Annotated in this window: 19 protein-coding genes, 3 tRNA genes and 1 other annotated feature; of the genes, 16 read left to right on the forward strand and 6 right to left on the reverse strand. The window is 29.9% G+C overall.

All coding sequences use genetic code 11. The features are described from left to right. Nucleotides 1-58: 58 nt before the first annotated feature. From KIB46_RS06035 to gltX, 4 genes are all read left to right on the forward strand, one after another. Nucleotides 59-2,062, forward strand: a complete 2,004-nt coding sequence (locus KIB46_RS06035) for a triple tyrosine motif-containing protein (protein ID WP_291671179.1) — start codon at nt 59-61, stop codon at nt 2,060-2,062. Nucleotides 2,063-2,072: 10 nt separating this feature from the next. Beyond that, entirely contained in the window at nt 2,073-2,762 is a 690-nt protein-coding gene (locus KIB46_RS06040; RefSeq protein ID WP_291671180.1) for a lytic transglycosylase domain-containing protein, read from the forward strand. 166 nt (nt 2,763-2,928) lie between these two features. Further along, nucleotides 2,929-3,645 (forward strand): pseudouridine synthase, encoded by a 717-nt coding sequence (locus KIB46_RS06045; RefSeq protein WP_291671181.1) that lies wholly within the window; start codon nt 2,929-2,931, stop codon nt 3,643-3,645. 437 nt (nt 3,646-4,082) lie between these two features. Next, nucleotides 4,083-4,280 (forward strand) — a binding site (T-box leader). 52 nt (nt 4,281-4,332) lie between these two features. After that, nucleotides 4,333-5,988: a glutamate--tRNA ligase gene (gene gltX, locus KIB46_RS06050; RefSeq protein ID WP_156561040.1), complete on the forward strand. Its 1,656-nt coding sequence runs from the start codon at nt 4,333-4,335 to the stop codon at nt 5,986-5,988. A gap of 41 nt (nt 5,989-6,029) precedes the next feature. Here the strand turns inward: gltX and KIB46_RS06055 are convergent, their stop codons facing one another. The 4 genes from KIB46_RS06055 to KIB46_RS06070 form a co-directional block, all read right to left on the reverse strand. After that, nucleotides 6,030-6,353 carry a DUF1622 domain-containing protein gene (locus tag KIB46_RS06055; RefSeq protein ID WP_111938004.1) on the reverse strand — a complete coding sequence of 108 codons (324 nt, stop codon included), beginning with the start codon at nt 6,351-6,353 and terminating at the stop codon, nt 6,030-6,032. 75 nt (nt 6,354-6,428) lie between these two features. Beyond that, complete coding sequence (locus tag KIB46_RS06060) at nt 6,429-8,090, reverse strand: glutamine--tRNA ligase/YqeY domain fusion protein (RefSeq protein ID WP_156561041.1); 1,662 nt, start codon at nt 8,088-8,090, stop codon at nt 6,429-6,431. Between the two features lie 180 nt (nt 8,091-8,270). Continuing rightward, nucleotides 8,271-8,831: a hypothetical protein gene (locus tag KIB46_RS06065; protein ID WP_291671182.1), complete on the reverse strand. Its 561-nt coding sequence runs from the start codon at nt 8,829-8,831 to the stop codon at nt 8,271-8,273. A 68-nt stretch (nt 8,832-8,899) separates the two neighbouring features. Beyond that, complete coding sequence (locus KIB46_RS06070) at nt 8,900-9,343, reverse strand: DUF3887 domain-containing protein (RefSeq protein ID WP_291671183.1); 444 nt, start codon at nt 9,341-9,343, stop codon at nt 8,900-8,902. Between the two features lie 140 nt (nt 9,344-9,483). Between KIB46_RS06070 and KIB46_RS06075 the strand changes: the two genes are divergently transcribed. From KIB46_RS06075 to KIB46_RS06090, 4 genes are all read left to right on the forward strand, one after another. Further along, entirely contained in the window at nt 9,484-10,161 is a 678-nt protein-coding gene (locus KIB46_RS06075; protein ID WP_291671184.1) for a DUF554 domain-containing protein, read from the forward strand. 75 nt (nt 10,162-10,236) lie between these two features. Beyond that, complete coding sequence (gene pcrA / locus KIB46_RS06080; RefSeq protein ID WP_291671185.1) at nt 10,237-12,486, forward strand: DNA helicase PcrA; 2,250 nt, start codon at nt 10,237-10,239, stop codon at nt 12,484-12,486. Nucleotides 12,487-12,506: 20 nt separating this feature from the next. Beyond that, a complete protein-coding gene (gene ligA, locus KIB46_RS06085; RefSeq protein WP_291671186.1) occupies nt 12,507-14,498 on the forward strand; it encodes an NAD-dependent DNA ligase LigA in 1,992 nt (663 codons plus the stop codon). Between the two features lies 1 nt (nt 14,499). Continuing rightward, complete coding sequence (locus tag KIB46_RS06090; protein ID WP_156561047.1) at nt 14,500-14,769, forward strand: hypothetical protein; 270 nt, start codon at nt 14,500-14,502, stop codon at nt 14,767-14,769. Nucleotides 14,770-14,974: 205 nt separating this feature from the next. Here the strand turns inward: KIB46_RS06090 and KIB46_RS06095 are convergent, their stop codons facing one another. Further along, nucleotides 14,975-15,286 carry a hypothetical protein gene (locus KIB46_RS06095; protein ID WP_156561048.1) on the reverse strand — a complete coding sequence of 104 codons (312 nt, stop codon included), beginning with the start codon at nt 15,284-15,286 and terminating at the stop codon, nt 14,975-14,977. 142 nt (nt 15,287-15,428) lie between these two features. On the opposite strand from KIB46_RS06095, the gene KIB46_RS06100 reads away from it, so the two are divergent. Beyond that, on the forward strand, nt 15,429-16,925 hold the full coding sequence (locus KIB46_RS06100) for an ABC transporter substrate-binding protein (RefSeq protein WP_291671187.1): 1,497 nt from the start codon (nt 15,429-15,431) through the stop codon (nt 16,923-16,925). 9 nt (nt 16,926-16,934) lie between these two features. On the opposite strand, the gene KIB46_RS06105 is transcribed toward KIB46_RS06100, so the two are convergent. After that, complete coding sequence (locus KIB46_RS06105) at nt 16,935-18,455, reverse strand: hypothetical protein (protein ID WP_156561050.1); 1,521 nt, start codon at nt 18,453-18,455, stop codon at nt 16,935-16,937. Nucleotides 18,456-18,546: 91 nt separating this feature from the next. Between KIB46_RS06105 and KIB46_RS06110 the strand changes: the two genes are divergently transcribed. The 7 genes from KIB46_RS06110 to KIB46_RS06140 all read left to right on the forward strand — a co-directional run bounded on the left by KIB46_RS06110 (nt 18,547) and on the right by KIB46_RS06140 (nt 21,893). Further along, entirely contained in the window at nt 18,547-19,524 is a 978-nt protein-coding gene (locus KIB46_RS06110; RefSeq protein WP_291671188.1) for an AIR synthase family protein, read from the forward strand. An 18-nt stretch (nt 19,525-19,542) separates the two neighbouring features. Beyond that, complete coding sequence (rph, locus tag KIB46_RS06115; RefSeq protein ID WP_156561052.1) at nt 19,543-20,292, forward strand: ribonuclease PH; 750 nt, start codon at nt 19,543-19,545, stop codon at nt 20,290-20,292. A 1-nt stretch (nt 20,293) separates the two neighbouring features. After that, a complete protein-coding gene (rdgB, locus tag KIB46_RS06120; RefSeq protein ID WP_156561053.1) occupies nt 20,294-20,905 on the forward strand; it encodes an RdgB/HAM1 family non-canonical purine NTP pyrophosphatase in 612 nt (203 codons plus the stop codon). A gap of 13 nt (nt 20,906-20,918) precedes the next feature. Continuing rightward, a complete protein-coding gene (locus tag KIB46_RS06125; RefSeq protein WP_156561054.1) occupies nt 20,919-21,401 on the forward strand; it encodes a metallophosphoesterase in 483 nt (160 codons plus the stop codon). Nucleotides 21,402-21,578: 177 nt separating this feature from the next. Then, nucleotides 21,579-21,654: transfer RNA gene (locus KIB46_RS06130), tRNA-Pro, on the forward strand. An 82-nt stretch (nt 21,655-21,736) separates the two neighbouring features. Further along, nucleotides 21,737-21,813, forward strand: a tRNA-Arg gene (locus tag KIB46_RS06135). A gap of 4 nt (nt 21,814-21,817) precedes the next feature. Beyond that, nucleotides 21,818-21,893 (forward strand) — tRNA-His (locus KIB46_RS06140). The last annotated feature ends 21 nt before the right edge of the window (nt 21,894-21,914 follow it).

Raw genomic sequence — 21,914 nt, forward strand, 5'->3', positions numbered from 1 at the left:
AATAACTTACAAAATATGGTAAAATGGATAATGACATTAAGATAGAGGGGTGAGGTTATTGGAGGATTTAGTTATTTTGTTTGATAAAGATAGTCCTACAAATAAAGAGGATGAAGTTCTTATAGAAGCGGTATTTGGTAAAGAGCCATTGCAGTACAAATTTATTATAGGTAATGACGGAGTGTGGAATACTATACAAGAGTTTTCTGAAAGTGATACATGTATATGGAATCCATCAGCTGAAGGAAAGTATATAGTTATGGTTCAAGGCAAAAAAGAAGGATCAAGTAGACCTTTTGATTATCTTGCAAAGGAAGAGTTTGTAATTGGAGAAAAAGAAATTGAGAAATTAATTAAAGATGTAAATATGGATAAAACCCATTTAACTGTAGGAGAGAAAATTACTATAGATGTTCTTGGTAATGAACAAGGATTATTATATAGGTTTTGGATAAAGGGTAATCAAGATTGGGAGCCTATTAGAGATTATACAACAAGTAATAGGCTAGTGTTTACAGCCAATAAGGAGGGAAAGCAAGAAATTCTTATTGAATGTAAAGAGGTGAATTCAAGTGAAAATTTTGATGAGTTCACTACAATAAAATTTGATGTAGTATTACCTACCAAAATAGAAATCACTGATTTTAAATGCTTAACAGAAGAATTATTAATTAATCAGGAGTTAGTGTTTAAAGTTAGTTCATCATTAGATGATAAGAGAAGTTTGTTATATAAATTTATAAAGATAAGTAAGGATGGAAAGATAACTTGTATCCAGGATTATTCTTCTAGGAGAATAGTATCATATCAAGAGAAGGAAGCTGGAGAATATAAGCTCTTATGCTTGGTTAGAGATATACTTTCAAACAAAGAATATGATGATAGAGCTATAATGCTATATTCTGTAAAAGCATATAATCCAATTAGTATAAAAAGTTTTACTCCGGATACTAATTCACCACAAATGAATGGAAGTACAATTAATTTTAAAGCTGAAGTAGATGGTGGACGAGAAATAGTATATAGATATATTGTTGAGGGAGAGGTTGCAGAAGACTCAGGATATATAAGAAGAAATGAGTATACTTGGGAAACACAAAAAGAAGGAGAGTATACAATAACCTTATATGTAAAGGATATATCTTATGATGGAGATTATGAAGATAAAAAGGTAATAAACTATACTGTTGATAAGAAAGCAGATAAACCTGTAAAAATAGTAGACATTATTACTGATAATAAGAAAACTGTATTAATAGGACAACCTATTAATATGAAGGTAAAGGCAGAGGGAGGAATAAGTTTAAAATATTCCTTTGTAATATATAAAGACAATAAAGAAAAAGAACGTATAGGTTTTAGTGATTCTAACTGGATAAATTTTACACCAGATGAAAAGGGAGAATATGAAGTAGAAATAAGAGTTAAGGATAAATATTCAAGTAAAGAATATGACAGTCATACTTTTATATATGTTAGAGCAAAAGAATATTTACCAGGAGAAATAGATTATATATTACTTCCGAATAAAAGTAGTTATTTAGTTGGAGATTTAATTGATATAGAAGCTATAGTTCAAAATACAAGAAGTGTTCTTATTAGATACGTTACGAAAATAAATGGTCATTTGGTGGAGGATACTGGATTTATTCAAAATAAAAAAATACAATTAAAGCCTAAGTGTTCAGGAAAATACACATTTGAAGTTTATTCAAAAAATGTAAAGTGTGAAGAAGAGTTTGATAGTAAAAAAGAGGTAAGTATATATGTTTCTGAAGCAACACCAGTAACTAATACAAAAATACTTTGTGATAGAGAAGAAGTAGTATGTAATAATGAAGTAACATTTAAAGTTACTAGTGTTGGTGGAAAAGATGTATGTTATGAATTTTACATTATGGAAAAAGGTAATTGGATAAAAACTCAAAGCTATAGTAAAAAAAATTACTATACTTTTATTCCGTTCTTAAAAGGAGAATATAGAGTGATGGTTTTAGCTAAAAGTTTTTATAAAAAAGTAAACTATGAGGACTATGGGGAGCTTTCTTTTACGGTTTCATAAGGAGGAACAAATGAATATAAATGATATTTCTACAGAAAAGTTAGTTGGTATGACATTACTTCAAAATACATTAAAAAGTCAATTGGGTGATGGGATGGAGTTTGAGCTAGTATATCAAGCTTTATTAAACTCTATGGAAGGTCAAGAAGGAAATAAAGATAAGGGTTCTAATTTAATAAGTATTGGAGTTGGTCAGAATTTAAATAACATACCTATAAGATATTTAAGTGGGATTAATTCAAGTGCTTATTCAATAGGGGCTATTAATCAAGTATCAACTATAAGTAATGATGAGACTATGCAAAGAATTTATAGTGCAGTAAATAAATACTCAGAAGAGTTTGATGTGGACTCTAATTTAGTTTTAGCTGTAATTAAAGCAGAGTCTAATTTCAATCCAAAGGTAGTTTCTTCTGCTGGAGCTATGGGGCTTATGCAATTAATGCCTGTTAATTGTGAGGAAGATGGAGTTTTAGATCCCTTTAATGTTGAAGATAATATTAGGGGTGGCGTAAAACAGTTAAGAGGACATATAGACAGGTATGATGGAGATATAGAAATGGCTCTTATGGCATATAATGCTGGTCAAGGAACAGTGAAAAGAAGAGGTGTTACTTCAGCTGATGATTTATATAAGATGCCAAAGGAAACTCAAAACTATGTTCCTAAGGTTATGAAATATTATTTGAATGGACTTTAGAAAAGAAGTAAAATTAGTGATGTAATAAAATTATTTGAATTAAAAACTCCTAAGGGAGTTTTTTAATTTTTGATGGTTTAATAGATCAACAAATATCTTTTTATCTTTATTATCCCATTTCCCTTGGGTATAATAGTAAGGAATTAATTATTTAGGAGTTGTTTTTGTGGAAAGATTAGATAAAATAATATCAAATTTAGGATATGGAAGTAGAAAAGAAATAAAAGCTTTAGTAAAGAAGGGATTAGTTAAGGTAGACGGAGAGGTTGTAAAAGATAATGGTTTATTAATTGATCCGGAAAAATCAGTTATAAATATAAATGGAGAAGATTTATTCTATAGAGAGTACATATATTTAATGATGAATAAGCCGGATGGTGTAATATCTGCAACATACGATAATAGAGAAGAAACTGTTATAGATTTATTAGAGGTAGAACATCAGGTATTTAATCCATTTCCAGTAGGAAGATTAGATAAAGATACTGTAGGATTATTATTATTAACAAATGATGGGGAATTAAATCATAGATTAATTTCACCTAAGTGGCATGTTGATAAGGTTTATTATGCAAAAATTGATAAGGCAGTAGATGAAAAAGATATTGAAGCATTTAAAAATGGAATAATTTTAGATGATGGATATAAGTGTAAAGAAGGTAAGTTAGAAATAATAAGTTCATCAAATGAAGGATCAGAAGTGATGGTAACTATACAAGAAGGAAAGTATCATCAAGTAAAAAGAATGTTTGAAGCGTTAGGAAAAACTGTTGTGTATTTAAAAAGAACAGAATTTGGAGGTTTGTCTTTAGACCAAGAATTGGAAGAAGGCGAATATCGTGAACTGACAGAAGATGAATTGGCTCTTTTAAAGAGTTATTAACGAATAATTAAAAAAAGTGCAAGAAAAACATTCATAATAAATCAAAAGTTAAATATTTTTCACAAAATCTCTTGCATTTTGATATCTAATAACATATAATATCAGTGCAAGGATAAATAAAAGGAATAAATAGCCCCCTTTTTATTTATTGCTTATTGCTAAAGCGCAACCTAGCCCCAAGGGTTGCGTTTTTTTGTTTTATAAAAACAATTAGATGTAAAAGTTAACAAATTTTAATTTTATATTATTTAGGCTAATAAATTAAAAAAGTAATTTTTAGATAAGAAAATATAAGAGAAAAATACAATTCTTCACAAATGAATTAAATCTTGCATAATAAATTAGAAATGAATAATACAATTCGACAATAAACTTAAAGTTATTTACAATAATGTTTTGAGAAGTTATAATAATAAATAGTTTGTAAATAATATATATTAGAGACGTTGAAGAAGAAGAGTATATAGTGGAACTTTAAAGAGAGTTAAGTATATGGTGGAAGCTTAACAAGTAAAGCTATAGAAAGAAGCTTTGGAGTTGTTATGGGATTCTCCCCTTAAAGAGAATGAGTGGAATAGGCTATTGTTTATTCAATTTAGGTGGTACCACGGAAGTTAAGTTCTTTCGTCCTATATTTTAGGATGGAGGATTTTTTTATTTTATAAACAAAAAAGGAAAGGTGATAAAATGAGTTTAGAAAAATTAGCTGACATTCTGTTTCCAGAGATAGGTAAAACACCAGAATATTATTTAGAAAAGTATCCTAAAAGAAATTTAAAGGAGGGTGCAGTTGTAGGAAGATATGCACCAAGTCCAACAGGATTCCAACATATTGGAGGAGTATTTGCTGCTTTAATTAATGAAAGATTAGCTAAGCAAAGTGATGGTATTTTTTTCTTAAGAATAGAAGATACAGATCAAAAGAGAGAAGTTGAGGGAGCAATAGAAGATACTATTGCAACAATGAGAAACTTTGGAATGAATTTTGATGAAGGAATGACAGGGGAACATAGTGAAATAGGTAATTATGGTCCATATAGACAAAGTTTAAGAAAAGAAATATACTCAACATTTGCTAAAGACTTAGTAAAAAGAGGGTTAGCATACCCATGTTTTTGTACTCCTGAGGAGCTAAACTCTGTAAGAGAAAAGCAAATGGCAGAAAAAATCACTCCAGGATATCATGGAGAGTTTGCAACATGCAGAAATTTATCCACAGAAGAAGCTATAAAGAGAATAGAAGCTGGGGATAAATATATTGTTAGATTAAAATCCCCTGGAAATATAAATAACAGAGTAGAGTTCCATGATTTAATAAAGGGAGATATTTCTTTCCCTGAAAATGATCAAGATATAGTTATTGTTAAGTCTGATGGATTACCAACATATCATTTTGCTCATGCTATTGACGATGCCTTAATGAGAACAACTCATGTTATAAGAGGTGAAGAATGGTTATCGTCATTACCAATACATGTACAATTATTTGATGTGTTAGGATTCGATAGACCAAATTATGCTCATATTCCAACAATAATGAAGAATGATAATGGTTCAAAGAGAAAGCTTTCAAAGAGAAAAGATGCTGAAGCGGCAGTTTCATATTATAGAGAAGTTGGATATCCGACTGAAGCTGTTGTTGAGTATTTATTAAATATTATTAACTCAACATATGAAGATTGGAGAGCTGAAAATCCAACAACTGACTATCACGAATTCCCAGTTGCTTTAGAAAAGATGAGTAAGAGTGGAGCTTTATTTGATATTGTAAAATTAAATGACGTAAGTAAAGAATTAATATGTAAAATGAAAGCTGATAAGGTATATGAGAGTTATATAGCTTGGGCTAAAGATTTTGATAAAGAGATGTATGATTTAGTTACATCAAATGAGTCTATGTCAAAAGAGATATTTAATATTGATAAGGATGGACCTAAGCCAAGAAAAGACTTTGCTAAGTGGGAAGATGTAAAAGAGAAAATCTTCTATTTCTTTGATGAATTATTTAATAAGGAATCAGATGAAAATATAGAGTTACCAAAGACTCTTTCTTTAGAAGCTGCGAAAGAAGTAATAAAGGTATATGCAGATAAATTTACATTTAATATTGGAAGCCAAGAAGCTTGGTTTGAAGAGTTAAAAGAAATAGGTACAGAATTAGGATATTGTACAAATAGAAAAGAATTTAAAGCTAATCCAGAGAACTACAAAGGAATGATTTCTGACGTAGCTGGTGCTGTTAGAACTGCATTAACTCATAGAAGTAATACACCTGATTTATATACTATTATGCAAATAATGGGTGAAGAAAAGGTTAGATCAAGATTTAAAAACTTTATATAATAAAATTCATTAAAAAATAGAGTACAAATGTACTCTATTTTTTAATGAGCTGATTCTGCCTTCATTTCTGAATGAATTACAAATGCTAATAATGCTCTTAATAAAATAATTGCAGCAAGTATATACATTTCATCAAAAGAATTAATTATTACAGTTTTTAAAATCTCTGCACCCATTTTAAATTCTAAAGCTAAAGTTAGTGCTTTTGCAAACTCTACTTTTATAGGATAGCTTGTCTTAGAAATAAGTGATAATGCATATTTGTAAAAGGCTTTTATAGCACCTACAAATATAATTATTATTCCCATAAGTTCTAGTGTGTGAATACCTATAGGAACAATAGTACTTATAGCGTGTTCTAACATAAAAATCCCCCCTAAATCTTTAATCTTTTGTGTTTTAAAAGAGCATAGTAGTGTCTTACTATGCTCATATTTTAACTATTTATTTAATTTAAAAGAACTCTTTAATGATACTATTCTATTAAATACTAAATTATCAGTACTAGAATCCTTGGAGTCTACATTAAAGTATCCATGTCTAAATAATTGATATTTCTCTTGAGCTTTAGCATCTTTAACTGATGGTTCAATAAATCCTTTTAAAACTGTTAAAGAGTTAGGATTTATTTGTTCTAAGAAGTGTTTTCCTTCATTTTCTTCTACATCATCAAGTATAAGAGGTTCATATAATCTAAATTCAGCTGGAATAGCAGTTTTAGCATTTACCCAGTGAATAGTTCCTTTTACCTTTCTTCCTGTAAATCCGCTACCACTCTTAGTTTCTGGATCATAAGTACAATGGATTTCAGTTACATTTCCTTCTTCATCTTTAATTACATCAGTGCATTTAACGAAGTATGCGCCCTTAAGTCTAACTTCATTTCCAGGGAATAGTCTGAAGTACTTCTTAACTGGAACTTCCATAAAATCTTCTCTTTCAATGTAAAGTTCTCTAGAGAATTCTACTTGTCTAGTACCTGCAGATTCATCATTAGGGTTATTTTCTATTTCAAGTATTTCAGATTGTCCTTCAGGGTAATTAGTAATTACTAATTTTAATGGGTCAAGAACAGCCATTGCTCTTGTAGCTGTTGGGTTTAAATCTTCTCTAATAAAATATTCAAGCATTTGTTCATCAACTACTGAAGATGCTTTTGCAACTCCAATTGCTGAACAGAAATTTCTAATAGATGCAGGGGTATATCCTTTTCTTCTTAACCCAGCTATAGTAGGCATTCTTGGATCGTCCCATCCATCAACAATACCTTCATCAACAAGAAGTTTAAGTTTTCTCTTACTCATAACTGTATTTGTAAGATTTAATCTTGCAAACTCAATTTGTCTTGGAGTAGATTCCATTTCACATTCTTTAACTACCCAATCATAAAGTGGTCTGTGATCTTCAAATTCTAATGTACAGATAGAGTGAGTTATTCCTTCTATAGCATCTTCTATAGGATGTGCAAAATCGTACATAGGATAAATACACCATTTATCACCTGTATTATGATGAACAGAGTGAGATATTCTATAGATTATTGGATCTCTCATATTAATGTTAGGAGAAGACATATCTATTTTTGCTCTTAGAACTTTTTTTCCGTCTTCAAATTCACCATTTTTCATTCTTTCTAGAAGATCTAAGTTTTCTTCAACACTTCTGTTTCTATAAGGACTCTCTTTTCCAGGAGCAGTTAAGCTTCCTCTATAGTCCTTCATTTCTTCTGGAGTTAAATCACATACGTAAGCTTTTCCCTTCTTTATAAGAAGTTGAGCTTTCTCGTACATAATATCGAAGTAATTAGAAGCAAAAAGTAGTTCATCCCAATCGAATCCTAACCACTTTACATCTTCTTTAATTGATTCAACATATTCTGTGTCTTCTTTTATTGGATTAGTATCGTCAAATCTAAGATTTGTTTTACCATTAAACTCATCTGCCAATTGGAAGTTTAAGCAGATTGATTTTGCGTGACCTATATGTAGGTAGCCATTTGGTTCTGGTGGAAAACGTGTAATTATTTCTTTGTGTTTTCCAGATTCTAAATCGTCTATTACTATGTTTCTAATAAAATTAGATGAGTTGATTTCGTTTGCCATAATATTTACCCTCTCCTAATGTATTTATCTTAATTATATTTATTTACTTTTACCTTTAATTTTAATCTAATATATAAAAAAAATAAAGTAACTATTGATTTTTAAAGAAAAAAATAGTACTAATATGTGCAAAATGAAGATAATTATATTATTATCACACATAAGTACTATTTATATTTGTCATATTAATGCAACTTGAGTTTCAATAGAGAAATCTAGTTCATTTATAAAACCTTCATAGACTAAGGTTTTGTTTGGTATATTCAATAAGTCAGTAGGACTAGTTAATTCAGGTATCTTTGGACTATGCCATATATTACTTTGCTTCAGAAGAGTTGTTATGAATTGGGAACAGAAGTAGTGTTTGTCTCTATGTATTGGCTTGTCCATTAATACTCCGAAAAGTCCTATAAAGTTATATCTATAATTTATATCAGAATCAAAAAATGATTTGATTTCTTTTTCTAAGTCAAGAAACTGCTTTTCTGTTATTTCTAGTTGGTAGATTAAGCAACGTGCATTTGGAGACTTCTTAAAAACTCCTGTATAGATATTTTCAGTTGTTAAACCACCCGAAAAAGGATTATCTGGATCTAATCTTCCAAAGGAATACATTGTTCTAAAAGATGAATCTAAACTTATTGAAACATGAGTGTATTTAGTTTGTGTAACAAATCCGATTGAACGAGATAACCAAGTGCCTGTCCTAGAAAAAACTAAGTATATGGACTTTTTGCTCATAAGAGTATTCTCCTTTTGTCAATTTATAAGATAATTATATATTTAAACTATAGGAAAATCTATAAAAATTAATTGGTAGAATTAGCTTTTTCAAGTTTATCTGAAGAAAGGTACAATTCATATACCTTATGATTTTCATCACCTTCTTTGAAAGCTACAGATACTCTAACCTCTTCTTCCTCATCAGAAAATTTTGTGTTATATATGGAAAAGTTATAGCCGTTTCTTTTTTCTCCATAATCAAATTCTAGTGATTCGAATACTCCAACTGTAGTGATTAAAATTGCGCTTTCTTTTTGAAAGGTAGCATAATCATAAGATTCTTTCATATCGTCACTTAAGTGCTTTGAGAATGTATTATAATCATTATTGCTTAAAGCAGTTAAAACAGTTGATAATACTTCATCACTATATGAATTTATCTCACTATAATCTAGCTTTTTTACACAACCAATAAAAATAGAAGGAATAAAGAGTAGTAATAGGGATATAGAAAATAATTTCTTTTTCAATAGTTTCATCTCCTTGCGCTAATAAATAAACTATAATTTCATTTTAATATAAATAATAATATTTATGACAAGAATTTATAAAAATAATTTTGTGGTAAAATATAGTATAAATATAAAAGGTTGTAGTATGGAGGTGGAGAATGTTAGGAACAGTAGTTAATTGCGGAACAATAATACTAGGTTGCATTGTAGGATTAGTAGTTAAGGGGAGATTAAAAGAAAAAGTTAGTACAACAATAATGAACGGACTAGCTTTGTGTGTTTTATACATAGGAATATCAGGAGCACTAAAAGGAGAAAATACTCTTCAGATGATAATTTCTGTAGGGGTTGGAGCTCTTATAGGTGAGTTAATTGATATTGACAAAGGATTGAAAAGAGTAGGAGATTATTTAGAAAGTAAAATTAATAAAGGTAATGGAGAAAAATCAATATCTGAAGGTTTTGTAACAGCAAGCTTACTATTTTGTGTTGGTGCTATGGCTATAGTAGGATCTTTAGAAAGTGGTCTTCAAGGTAATCATACAACTTTATATGCTAAATCAATATTAGATGGAATATCTTCAATAATATTTACATCAACTCTAGGAATAGGAGTTATGTTTTCTGCTGTAGCTGTTTTAATATATCAAGGTGGTATTACACTTTGTGCAGGAATTCTTGGAGGGATATTAAGTACAGTAGTTATAGGAAATATGTCCGCCGTAGGTAGTTTGTTAATAGTAGGTCTTGGGCTAAATATGCTAGGGGTTACAAAGATTAAGGTGGCTAATCTTTTACCAGCTATATTTATTCCAATAATATTCGGAATCTTTTAAGAAAATGGGGAAAGATATAAATAAGAACATATGTTGTGTTATAATGGTTGAGAATTAGGAAGGAGGAATTTAATTATGGATTTAAAGTCGTTATTAAATAAGGAACAATATGAGGGTGTTATTACTGTAGAGGGACAGGTCTTAATACTAGCTGGAGCAGGTTCAGGTAAGACAAGAGTTCTTACATATAGAATGGCACATATGATTGAAGATTTAGGTATACCACCTTATAAAATCTTAGCGATAACCTTCACTAATAAGGCAGCCAAGGAAATGAAGGATAGGATTAAGAAAATTGTTGGAGACAAGGCAGAGGATATGTGGATATCTACATTCCATTCAACTTGTGTAAGGATTTTAAGAAGAGAAATTCAACATTTAGGATATAAAAGCAATTTTACTATATATGATACATCAGACCAAAAGACTCTTATTACAGAGTGTATGAAGTCTCTAAATATAAATGATAAAGATATTACTCAAAGAGAAATTATGGGTAAGATAGGTAGAGCTAAAGATAAGATGCAAAGCGCAGATAGCTTTAAAAGAGAGAATGAATCTAACTTTAGAGAAAATAAAATAGCAGATGTTTACTTAATGTATCAAAAGAGATTAAAAGAAAACAATGCTATGGATTTTGATGACTTAATCTTTAAAACAGTAGAATTATTTAAGAAAAATCCAGATGTTTTAGAGTTTTATCAAAGAAAGTTCCAATATATCATGGTTGATGAGTACCAAGATACAAATGGAGCACAATATGAGTTTATAAAGCTCTTGGCAGCTAAGTATAAGAATCTTTGTGTAGTAGGAGATGACGATCAAAGTATATATGGATGGAGAGGTGCTGATATATCTAATATTTTAAACTTCGAAAAAGACTATCCATCAGCAAAAGTTATTAAACTTGAACAAAACTATAGATCAAAAGGAAATATCTTAAGTGCAGCTAATGTAGTTATTGCGAATAATAATTATAGAAAAGATAAGGCCTTAAGAACTGAACAAGAAGCAGGAAGTAAAATAAAGATATATAGATCCTTTGATGATAGAGCAGAAGGAGATTTTGTATCTAAGACTATTGCAGATATAAAACATAAAGAAGGAAGAAGAAATGAAGATTTTGCAATTTTATATAGAACGAATGCACAATCTCGTATATTTGAAGAAACCTTAAGAAGAAGGGGGATTTCTTATAAGATAGTTGGAGGAACTAGATTCTATGATAGAAAAGAAATTAAGGACCTTCTATCTTACTTAAAGGTATTAGTAAATCCACAGGATGATATTAGTTTGAGAAGAATTATTAATGTTCCCAAGAGAAGTATAGGAGATGCTACTGTAGGGAAAGTACAAGACTTTGCTGATGACTTTGAATTGGATTTATGGGATGCTTTAACTCAAGCTAGAAGTATTCCTTCATTAACAGCAAGAAATGCCACTTGTATAGAGAAGTTTACAACATTAATGGAAAACTTCATGGAATTAAAAGATTCAGTTCCTGTGTCTGTACTTATAGAAAGTATACTTAAAGATACAGGTTATTTAGATGAATTATCTAAATCAAATGAAATAGAAGATAAGAGCAGAATAGAGAACTTAAAGGAATTAGTATCAGATGCTGTTGATTTTGAAAAAAGTAGTGAAGATAAATCTTTGGAAGCCTACTTAGAAAAGGTATCGTTAGTTCAAGATACAGATAAGTTGGATGAAGAAAATGATGGAGAAGGTTCTGTAGTATTAATGACTGTTCATAGTGCAAAAGGATTAGAATTCCCAGTTGTATTTATGGTTGGTATGGAAAATGGAATATTCCCTAGTGAGGCTGACTTTAATGAAGAAGACAAGATGGAGGAATCTAGAAGACTTTGCTATGTTGCTATAACTAGAGCTAAAGAAATGCTATATATGACTTCAGCAGAAGTTAGAAAGCAATTTGGTAGAACTGTTGCATATAGCCAATCAGACTTTATAGGAGAAGTAAAATCTGATTTAAAGGAATATATTAATGAAAGAGGTTTAACAGGTACATCAACCTTTGCAAAGCCTATGAATACAGGCGTTAATAACCCTCATAGCCTAAGAAGTAATATGTATTCTTCTAATAGAAATATATCTGAGGCAAGTAATAATTCTGGTGGAAGTGGCACAGCTATTAAATCTGATGAAATTACTATGGGAAGAAAAGTTAAACATGATAAATTTGGTGTTGGAACAATAGTTTCAATAACTCCATCTGGCAATGATAAGAAGTTAACTATAGCTTTTGATAAGCAAGGTGTTAAAATGATTATGCTATCAATGGCTAATTTAGAGCTATTATAATATTTAGGAGGAATCCATTAATGGATAAGAATAAAAGAATTGAAGAGTTAGTAAATGAGTTAAATAGATATTCATATGAATATTATACATTAGATGCACCTTCAGTTTCTGATAAGGAATATGACAAAAAATATGATGAGTTAAGAATGTTAGAAGAGGAGACTGGATATATTCTTCAATACTCTCCTACATTAAGGGTTGGAGATACTGTTCTTGAAGGGTTTAGCAAATACACTCATAAAGGTAGATTATGGAGCATGGATAAAGCTCAAAGTGTAGAGGAACTTAAGGAATGGCATAATAGAAATAAAAAATTCATAGAATCTATGAGAGCTCAAGGTGAAGATTTACCAGATTTAAAATATGTATTAACTAAAAAGTTTGATGGGTTAACTATTAATTTAACATATGATGAAAATGGTGTACTTGTTACAGCTGCTACTAGGGGAACTGGAGAAATAGGAGAAGAAGTAACAGCACAAGTAAAAACTATAAAGTCTATTCCGTTAAAGATAGATTCTAAGGATGTATTTGAGGTTCATGGCGAAGCTATAATGACTACTGAAGCCTTTGAAGAATATAATAAGAAAGCAGAAGTACCACTTAAGAACTTAAGAAATGGTGCAGCTGGTGCTTTAAGAAATCTAAATGTTAAAGAAACTGCTAATAGAAATTTATCAGCATTTTTCTATGATGTTGGATATAAAGAAGGAAAAGGCTTTAAAACATATTTAGAGATGATGGAGTTTATAAAAGAAAAAGGTCTTCCAGTTGATGATTATTTAGAAGTGTGTACATCTATGAAGGAAATAGAAAAACAAATAGAATATATTAAAAGCGTTAGGTTTGATTTGAATTATGACATAGATGGATTAGTAATAGCTATAGATGATATTAGAACTAGAGAGTTGTTAGGATATACAATTAAGTTTCCTAAGTGGGCTATAGCATATAAATTTGAAGCTCAAGAGGCAACAACTAAACTTTTAGATGTTGAGTGGAATGTAGGTAGAAGTGGTAGAGTTGGACCTACAGCATTGCTTGAGCCAGTTGAATTAGCTGGTGTAACGGTAAAGAGAGCTACACTTAATAATATGGACGATATAAAAAGAAAAGGTGTTAGAATTGGAGCAGAGGTATTTGTGAGACGTTCTAATGATGTAATACCTGAAATAATGGGGGTAGTTCAAGAAAGTGTAGATAATTCTAAAGAAATTATTCCACCAGAAGTATGTCCTGCATGTGGAAGTCATTTAGTATTAGATGGAGCACATTATTTCTGTGAAAACACATTGTCTTGCAAACCACAGATGGTAAAAAGTATTGTTCACTATGCTTCAAGGGAAGCTATGAATATAGAGGGTTTCTCTGAAAAGACAGCAGAACAATTATTTGAAAAGCTAAATATTAAATCTATCTCTGATTTATATAAACTTAAAAAAGAGGAATTAGTAACACTAGAGAAGTTTGGAGAGAAGAAGGCTCAGAAGTTACTTGATGCAGTAGAGAAAAGTAAAAGCTGTGAACTATATGCATTTATATATGCTCTTGGAATACCTAATGTAGGAGTAAAGACAGCAAAGGATCTAGTTGCTAAGTTTAAATCTTTAGATGGAATAAAGAATGCTAGCTTTGAAGAATTAGTAGCTATACAAGACGTAGGAGATATCGTAGCAAAATGTGTATTAGAATTCTTTAGAGAAGAGAAGGTAATACAAACTATAGATGAGCTTCTTGAGCTTGGTGTAAGACCAAAGTACGAGGAAAAAGAAATTGTAGAGAGTCCATTTATAGGAAAGACAGTAGTTGTTACAGGAACGTTAAAGAATTATACAAGAGGAAGTATTAAAGAAAAGTTAGAGTCATTAGGAGCAAAGGTGTCTGGAAGTGTTAGTAAGAAAACTGATTATGTTTTGGCTGGTGAAGAAGCAGGTTCTAAACTTACAAAAGCTATTGATCTAGGAGTAAAAGTACTTTCAGAAGATGAATTTGAAGAGATTATAGGTAAGTAAAATGAAAAAAATAATTAATTTATTAAGTTTAGTATCAGCTATAATAACTTGTGGATTAATAGTATGTACACTTATGACATCTTATCAGTTTTTCTATGTAGGGCAAGTATTTAATTCTTATATGCCAATACAAGTTGGATCAGCAGTAACTATGGCGTTGCTTGCATTAAGATTTTGGGTAAATGAGAATGGTGGTAAGAGGATAACATATTCAGCTATAAGTATTTTAATTAGTTTAATTCTTATATTTTCAATTTCATTAGTAAAGTAGGAAGAAGCTGCTGGAAGGCAGCTTCTTCTATTTTTGTTCTTTAGAAAATTATACTTACAATTAATTTTTACTAAAGTTTATTTGCTCTTAAAGAATAAAATATATAAATATATAAAGTTAAGAACATAAAAATATATAAACATATAAATATGTGAACAAAAAAATAAAAAATCATACATGCATGTAGCGTGTATGATTTTTCTATTTAAAGTTCGCTTGTTTTATCTTTTCTATCGAAGTCCTTAATGTTATCAATATTAGATATATCTTCATTTTCTACGCCAAAGAAATCCATAAAGTCAGAAGTTATTAGGTCAGCTTTATTATCTGTTATAGAATTGCTTTGGTTTTGAGATAAGAAGTCTAGCTTTTGATAGATCTTTTCTAATATGTAATTCTTGTATTTTAATTGACGATAAGCTTTTAAGGCTATGATAAATAACCATATACCAATGAACATAAATGTTGCCATAAAGATTATCGCAACTACACAACTTGCACCAAATAATATAGACATAGCATAACCTCCTGAATAAATATATTATAATTATAGCACATAAAATAAATATTTATTATTAAAGTTAATATTAAAAAAGTGATTATTAGATATTATTCATGGATATAATCATAGATACTTGATGAGTTAAGGAGGGAGATATATGAAGAAAGTCATTGTCCCTTTAATTGTGGGAATTTTTATAATAATATTTGTTTTAGGATTTGTTGAAGTAGATAATACAGATACCTCTGTTAGCTCAGACACTATAGTTTATAGTGTTACTAGTATAGCGAACAATTTAGAAAAGGTTACTGGATTATCAAAGCGAGAAGAGGATATTATTTGTGCAACTAGTAAGGGGTTAATAAAAAAAGACTCAAAGGGAGAGATTGTTTCTGAATTAGCAAAAGAGATAAAAGTAAAAGATGATGGAATAGAATATGAATTTATATTAAATAATAATATATATTGGAGTAATGGGGATAAAATTACCCCTGATGATATAAAAGGGTTTTTTAAAGAGTTAATAAAGTCAGAAGATGAAGAAAATATAAAAGCGTTATTAGATGTTTATGGTGCAAAAGCCTTTAGGGATGGAAAAGGATCTTTTGATAAAGGAGTTGCAATAACAACAGGAGATAATTCCGTTAAAATAAGATTAAATAAAAAGAACGATGAATTCTTAGATGACCTTACTAAACCTCAATATAGAATAAGAAAATTATTGCCTGTTTGGGGCAATATAAAGGATACATATAATGAACTAGTTTATAGTGGAGATTATATGATTACGGCTTTTGATGACAATAAGGTGACTTTATCAAAAAATAAATGGGGGGAAGGTCCAAGTACTATAGATTTAGTTAAAGATGATAATGAGGAATTAGCTATGGCATCTTTTGAGATAGGAAAGAGAGATATAGTTATCAACCCTCCAAATAGTCAGCTAGAAAAGTTAAAGAATGAAAATAAGCTAGTAACATTTTCATCTGATGAAGGGTATTATTTATCTATAAATAGCAATGAAGATGGATTACCTTTGTCTTCTAGAAGAGAAATATATAAACATATTTATAGAGCAACCGATGAATTTATGGATATCAATCCAGAAAGAGTAGAGTCAGCTGAGGGTAGTTATTTTAGAGAGGATAAAGAAGATTTAACTAAGCTTCAAACAAGGAAAGTAAGTATTAATCAAAATGGAGGTTTAGAAAAAATAGAGTCTTTAACCTTATTAGCAGAAGATTCAGATGAGAGTAGAGATTTATGCAAGTTCTTAGTAACTTGGTTTAAAGATAATCTTTCTATTAATCTAAAATATTCTCTTGTTAAAGCTGAAGATTTAGAGGATTTAGATTTATTGAAAAGATATGATATGGTTCTTATAAATATTGAATCTAATTCAAATGAAAAAAAAGAATTCTATACAGAGTTATCTGCTTTTTTTAACGATAATGAAAAGTTAATTTTAGAAGAGGAAATAAATGATGACTCTAAAGAATTTAAAAACATAGAAGAGAAGTTGTTTAATGATTGTACTATAATTCCTGTAATGTTTTCCAATGAGAACATTGCTGTATCAAGTAAGGTGAGCAACATTAGTGTTGATGGGAATGGAAATATAGAATTCTCTAGTATTGGAAATAAGGAAAATTAAGAGCTGGAATTAATCCAGCTCTTTTGTTTCATCAAGTGCTTCTTCTATGATATCATCCTTGTCTGAGTCTAATATATCTTCAGTAATTGTTATTGGTTCTTCTTCCCTTACAGGAGAAAGGTTAATCTCGTCTTTAAAATTCATTTCATTTATTACATCGTTATTTAAATAATGTATCAAAATAAAGAAAATTAGCATATTTTTACTACTATCAAATGTATCTTTAGATCGGCTAAATGAGTTTTTCTTTTTAGAATAAGTAATAGATTTGGTAAAAATAGGTGCCATACCTGAACTTTCTGGAGTTGGTAAATTAGGCATTCTAAAGAAACTTTCATCTAGCATATCTGCAGATTTTAATGATAATCCACGGTAACGTTCTGTTTCGTCTAAAGTAGGTGCTTCTGGCCAACTTAATATAAGATTAGAATTTATGAAATATTTTCTATATAAATTAGATATCATATTTTTATGTTCTAATTGATTATCTGAATTCCTCGAGTGTAAAAGTATAGCCAAAAAGTAGAAGCATATTTCAAAAGAAGAATATTTTACTTCTTTTTTGTCTGTCAACTTTAAAAAGATTCCTTTTTCACTATCATAAAGTCCTTCTAACTTATAAAGAATTTCTTCAGATTTTTCACTAAATGAAATAATGTTAGTATGCTTATATGAGTCTTTTAAAGCAATAGCAAAAAGTGAACAGCTATCTAATGCTGAAACAAAGTAATCTTTCTCATCAAATTTATTTATTAGGAAATCTGATAAATCTATTATAAGATTTTTACATTTTTCTTCTTTTGAGAATTCATAGAATACATTAAATGATAATAGGATTTTACATCCTTCCTCAAAAGAAAGGTTATATAATGCATCCTTAAAGTCATCAAACATTTCTAATATTTGAAGAGAAAAGTTTCTATAGTCATCACTTATAGGATCATCAGGATTGTAAAGAGAATAAAGATAATATGCATTCATCATAAAAGCTTGATCTGAAAAGTTGAATTTTTTATCTTTATCTATTAGGTTATATCCCTTTGAAGTTCCTTCTGATAAATTTTTTTTCTCTACAAAAACTCCCTCAGAGTTTCTTAAGTTCTCGTAATAAAAGCTAAGCTGTTCTTTCGCTAGGTACTTATAAGGATTTTCTAGTGAATCAGATCTACGTGTACCTTTATTATAATTGCTATAGTAGTTACTTAATTCTAAGATACTTAAGGTCATTAATGCATTTGTAGCAGGAATTATATCTTTCTTAAATGTATCCTCATCAAATCCATGAGATGTTTTGTTATGAATAAATACTGGAGATGATTTCCTGTACAGGCATATTAGTGGAGAAAAGTTGTTTAATATGCTAATATCATTATTAGAAGATTTTTTTGATGACCTAAATGAGGTGGTTATCCCACACTTAGAGTTAAGCACTATAGTTTTTATAGCTTCTTTTGAAAGATGAAAAAGTTGACCACTTATATCATTTTGAGAAAGACTATTCATTCTGAAAAATGGTCCTATATATCTCAATTTATTCACCTCATATTTATTATTCTTATTAATTAATATGAGAGAGTTTATAAAATAGTGCATAAAATCCAAATTAAAGGAGATTTTTTTGATGAAAGAAGGAAAATTAAATTTTGATGATTTAAGAAATATAATTTTAAATAGTAGAAAAGTTAAGAGGGATGAAGTAACTATAAGAAATGACGTTGGAGAAGATTGCTCTGTTATAAATTTTGGTGATTATGAAGGGATATTTTCAACAGACCCAATTACAGGGGCATCAGAAAATGTAGGAAAATTAGCAGTGCATATTAACTGTAATGATATTGCATCTTCTGGGGGAGAACCTGTAGCTTTGTTAGTTACAATTATGGCACCAACTTCATCATCATTAGAGGACATAAAGAATATAATGAATGAGATAAGTGAAGAAGCAGCAAAGTTAAATGTGGAAGTAATAGGTGGTCATACAGAAGTAACGTCTGCTGTAAATAAGTTAATTGTGTCTATAACTGTTATTGGGAAAAGTTTAAAGGGAACTTCTATTAGTACAGCTGGGGCTAATGAGGAAGATGACATAATTATTACTAAATATATTGCATTAGAAGGAAGTTCTATTTTAGCAAATGATTATGAAAATAGATTAAAGCATGTTTTAACAGGTAAGGAATTAGATGAAGCTAGAGGTTTGATTAATTATATAAGTGTTTTAAGGGAAGGGAAAATTGCTTCTAAGTATAATGTGAGTTCAATGCATGATATAACAGAAGGGGGGCTTTTAGGAGCACTTTTTGAAGTATCTATGGCTTCTGATAAAGGATTTATTATATATGAAGATAAAATACCTATGCTAGATGTTACAAAAAAAATAGTTAGTGAATTTAAAATAAATCCTTTAAGGTTAATTTCTTCTGGAAGTATGTTGATAACTTCTTCTGAAGGAGATAAAGTTGTGGATGCTTTACAAAAAGAAGGGATAAAAGCAACTATTATTGGAAAAGTAACAAAAAACAAAGGAATTTTAGTATCAAATGGGGTAGAATTAGAGGTAGAAGAACCTAAAAGGGATGAGTTATTTAATATAAAATAAAAGCTAGAAGGTGAAAGAATGAGAATAGATAATAGAAAAAAAGATCAACTTAGAAGAGTAAAGGTAACAAGAAATTATACAAAATATGCAGAGGGATCTGTTTATATAGAGGTTGGAGATACAAAAGTTTTATGTAATGTATCAATAGAAGATAAGGTGCCACCTTTCCTAAAAGGTTCAGGAGAAGGATGGATTACAGCTGAATATAATATGCTTCCAAGAGCAACTGGTACAAGGAAGGTAAGAGATATAGCTAGATTAAAGGTTGATGGGCGTACAATGGAAATCCAAAGACTTATAGGTAGAGCTTTAAGGTCAGTTGTAGATTTAAAAGCTTTAGGTGAAAAAACATTATGGATAGATTGTGATGTAATACAAGCTGATGGAGGAACAAGAACAACATCAATATCAGGAGCTTTTATAGCTATGGTAGATGCAGTTAATAAACTTCATAGAGAAAAGCCTTTCAAAGTATATCCAATAAGAAGTTTTGTGGCAGCAACAAGCGTAGGAATAGTAGGAGAGGATATGCTACTAGATTTATGTTATGAAGAGGATTCTAATGCTAAAGTTGATATGAATGTAATTATGACAGATGAAGGTACTTTTGTAGAGGTTCAAGGAACTGGAGAGGACAGTCCTTTTACTAGGGCTGAATTAAATGAATTATTAGATTTAGGGGAAAAAGGAATAAAACAAATGATTCATGTTCAAAAAGAGGCATTAAAGATGGATGCATTATGGATAGGTACTGGGGGAGAAAAATAGAATGAAAAAGTTAATAATAGCAAGTAATAATAAACATAAAATAGAAGAGATTAAATCTATGTTATGTGGAATGCCTTTTGAAATAAGGTCGTTAAAGGAAGAAAATATTGATATAGATGTTGTAGAAGATGGAACAACTTTTGAGGAAAATTCTAAGAAAAAAGCTAGTGAAATAGCTGAATTTTTAAGAAGCAAAGGTGAGAGAGGTTTTATTGTGTTGTCAGATGATTCTGGATTAGAAGTAGATTATCTTAATGGTGAGCCTGGTATATATTCTGCTAGATACTCAGGAGAACATGGCAATGATAGAGAAAATAATATTAAGTTATTAGAAAATTTAAATAATGTTCCTTTTGATAAGAGGGGGGCTTGTTTTGTTTGCCATATATCTTTAATTAATGATAATGGCGAGTATATAGGAATAAGAGGAGAAGCGAGAGGAAAAATACTTGAAGAATTACCAGATGAAGATGGATTTGGATATGATCCTATATTTTATTATGAGCCTTTAGGTAAGACATTTGCAGAGTTAGCAGGGAAAGAGAAGAATGAAATTAGTCATAGAGGAGTAGCATTAAAAGAACTTAAAGATAAAATATCAAAGTTTATATAAGGTGGGGAATGAATTGTTAATAGCAGTAATAAGTGACACACATAGAGTTGCAAAATATATTAATATAGCAAAAGAATATATAAAATCTGCAGATGTATTAATACATTTAGGTGATAATTCAGAAGATATTGAGGAATTAACTAAGGAATTTAAGGGAAAAGTATATGGTGTAAGAGGAAATTGTGATTTTACTAATAATTATCCTAAGGAAAATATAGTTGTTTTAGACGGAAAAAAGATTTTTATTACTCATGGAGATTTATATGGAGTAAAGTATAGCCTAACTAATTTATATTATAGGGCTAAAGAGGTTGAAGCTGATATAGTTCTATTTGGGCATACACATGAACAATTAATATTAAATGAGGATGAAATTATATTTATGAATCCAGGAAGTATATCTCTCCCTAAATTAAGAGGCAGACATATAGGGTATATTGATATAGAGAATGGAAATATAAAGGACGTTAGACTTAAAGAAGTAAAATGTTTGTAGTATTATGTAGAAAAGTAAGGTTGTAAAAGATGCTAAAATTTTAAATTATCTTTATTTAGGTCGATTTTTCTTTATAATTCAATAATATATATTTTTCTTTTAAAAAAGGTATTGACGGATTAATGGTCATACTGTAGAATAATCATTGTCGTCGCGAGAGAGCGATGCCGGTGATACCGGGGTGTGGCGCAGATGGGAGCGCGCGTGGTTTGGGACCATGAGGTCGCAGGTTCGATCCCTGTCACCCCGACCACTTTCCAAAACAAGATTAAAAAAAATCTTGACAAATGCGGAGAGATATCATAAAATAATATTCGTTCTCGAAAGAGAAATATGCGTCTTTAGCTCAGCTGGATAGAGCAACGCCCTTCTAAGGCGTGGGCCAGGAGTTCGAATCTCTTAAGACGCACCATATGGTGAATGTAGTTCAGTTGGTAGAGCGCCAGTTTGTGGCACTGGTTGTCGTGGGTTCGAGTCCCATCGTTCACCCCATACGTAGGGATATCGCCAAGC

Source organism: Clostridium sp. (assembly GCF_018372875.1).
GTDB lineage: Bacteria > Bacillota > Clostridia > Clostridiales > Clostridiaceae > Clostridium.

What these genes read in the sequence shown, in the direction of transcription:
- KIB46_RS06110 (WP_291671188.1), top strand. Translation starts at nt 18,547, where the DNA reads ATGAAAGAAGGAAAATTAAATTTTGATGATTTAAGAAATATAATTTTA.
- KIB46_RS06040 (WP_291671180.1), top strand. Translation starts at nt 2,073, where the DNA reads ATGAATATAAATGATATTTCTACAGAAAAGTTAGTTGGTATGACATTA.
- ligA (WP_291671186.1), top strand. Translation starts at nt 12,507, where the DNA reads ATGGATAAGAATAAAAGAATTGAAGAGTTAGTAAATGAGTTAAATAGA.
- pcrA (WP_291671185.1), top strand. Translation starts at nt 10,237, where the DNA reads ATGGATTTAAAGTCGTTATTAAATAAGGAACAATATGAGGGTGTTATT.
- KIB46_RS06100 (WP_291671187.1), top strand. Translation starts at nt 15,429, where the DNA reads ATGAAGAAAGTCATTGTCCCTTTAATTGTGGGAATTTTTATAATAATA.
- KIB46_RS06075 (WP_291671184.1), top strand. Translation starts at nt 9,484, where the DNA reads ATGTTAGGAACAGTAGTTAATTGCGGAACAATAATACTAGGTTGCATT.
- KIB46_RS06090 (WP_156561047.1), top strand. Translation starts at nt 14,500, where the DNA reads ATGAAAAAAATAATTAATTTATTAAGTTTAGTATCAGCTATAATAACT.
- KIB46_RS06060 (WP_156561041.1), bottom strand. Translation starts at nt 8,090, where the DNA reads ATGGCAAACGAAATCAACTCATCTAATTTTATTAGAAACATAGTAATA.
- KIB46_RS06095 (WP_156561048.1), bottom strand. Translation starts at nt 15,286, where the DNA reads ATGTCTATATTATTTGGTGCAAGTTGTGTAGTTGCGATAATCTTTATG.
- gltX (WP_156561040.1), top strand. Translation starts at nt 4,333, where the DNA reads ATGAGTTTAGAAAAATTAGCTGACATTCTGTTTCCAGAGATAGGTAAA.
- KIB46_RS06065 (WP_291671182.1), bottom strand. Translation starts at nt 8,831, where the DNA reads ATGAGCAAAAAGTCCATATACTTAGTTTTTTCTAGGACAGGCACTTGG.
- rdgB (WP_156561053.1), top strand. Translation starts at nt 20,294, where the DNA reads ATGAAAAAGTTAATAATAGCAAGTAATAATAAACATAAAATAGAAGAG.
- rph (WP_156561052.1), top strand. Translation starts at nt 19,543, where the DNA reads ATGAGAATAGATAATAGAAAAAAAGATCAACTTAGAAGAGTAAAGGTA.
- KIB46_RS06055 (WP_111938004.1), bottom strand. Translation starts at nt 6,353, where the DNA reads ATGTTAGAACACGCTATAAGTACTATTGTTCCTATAGGTATTCACACA.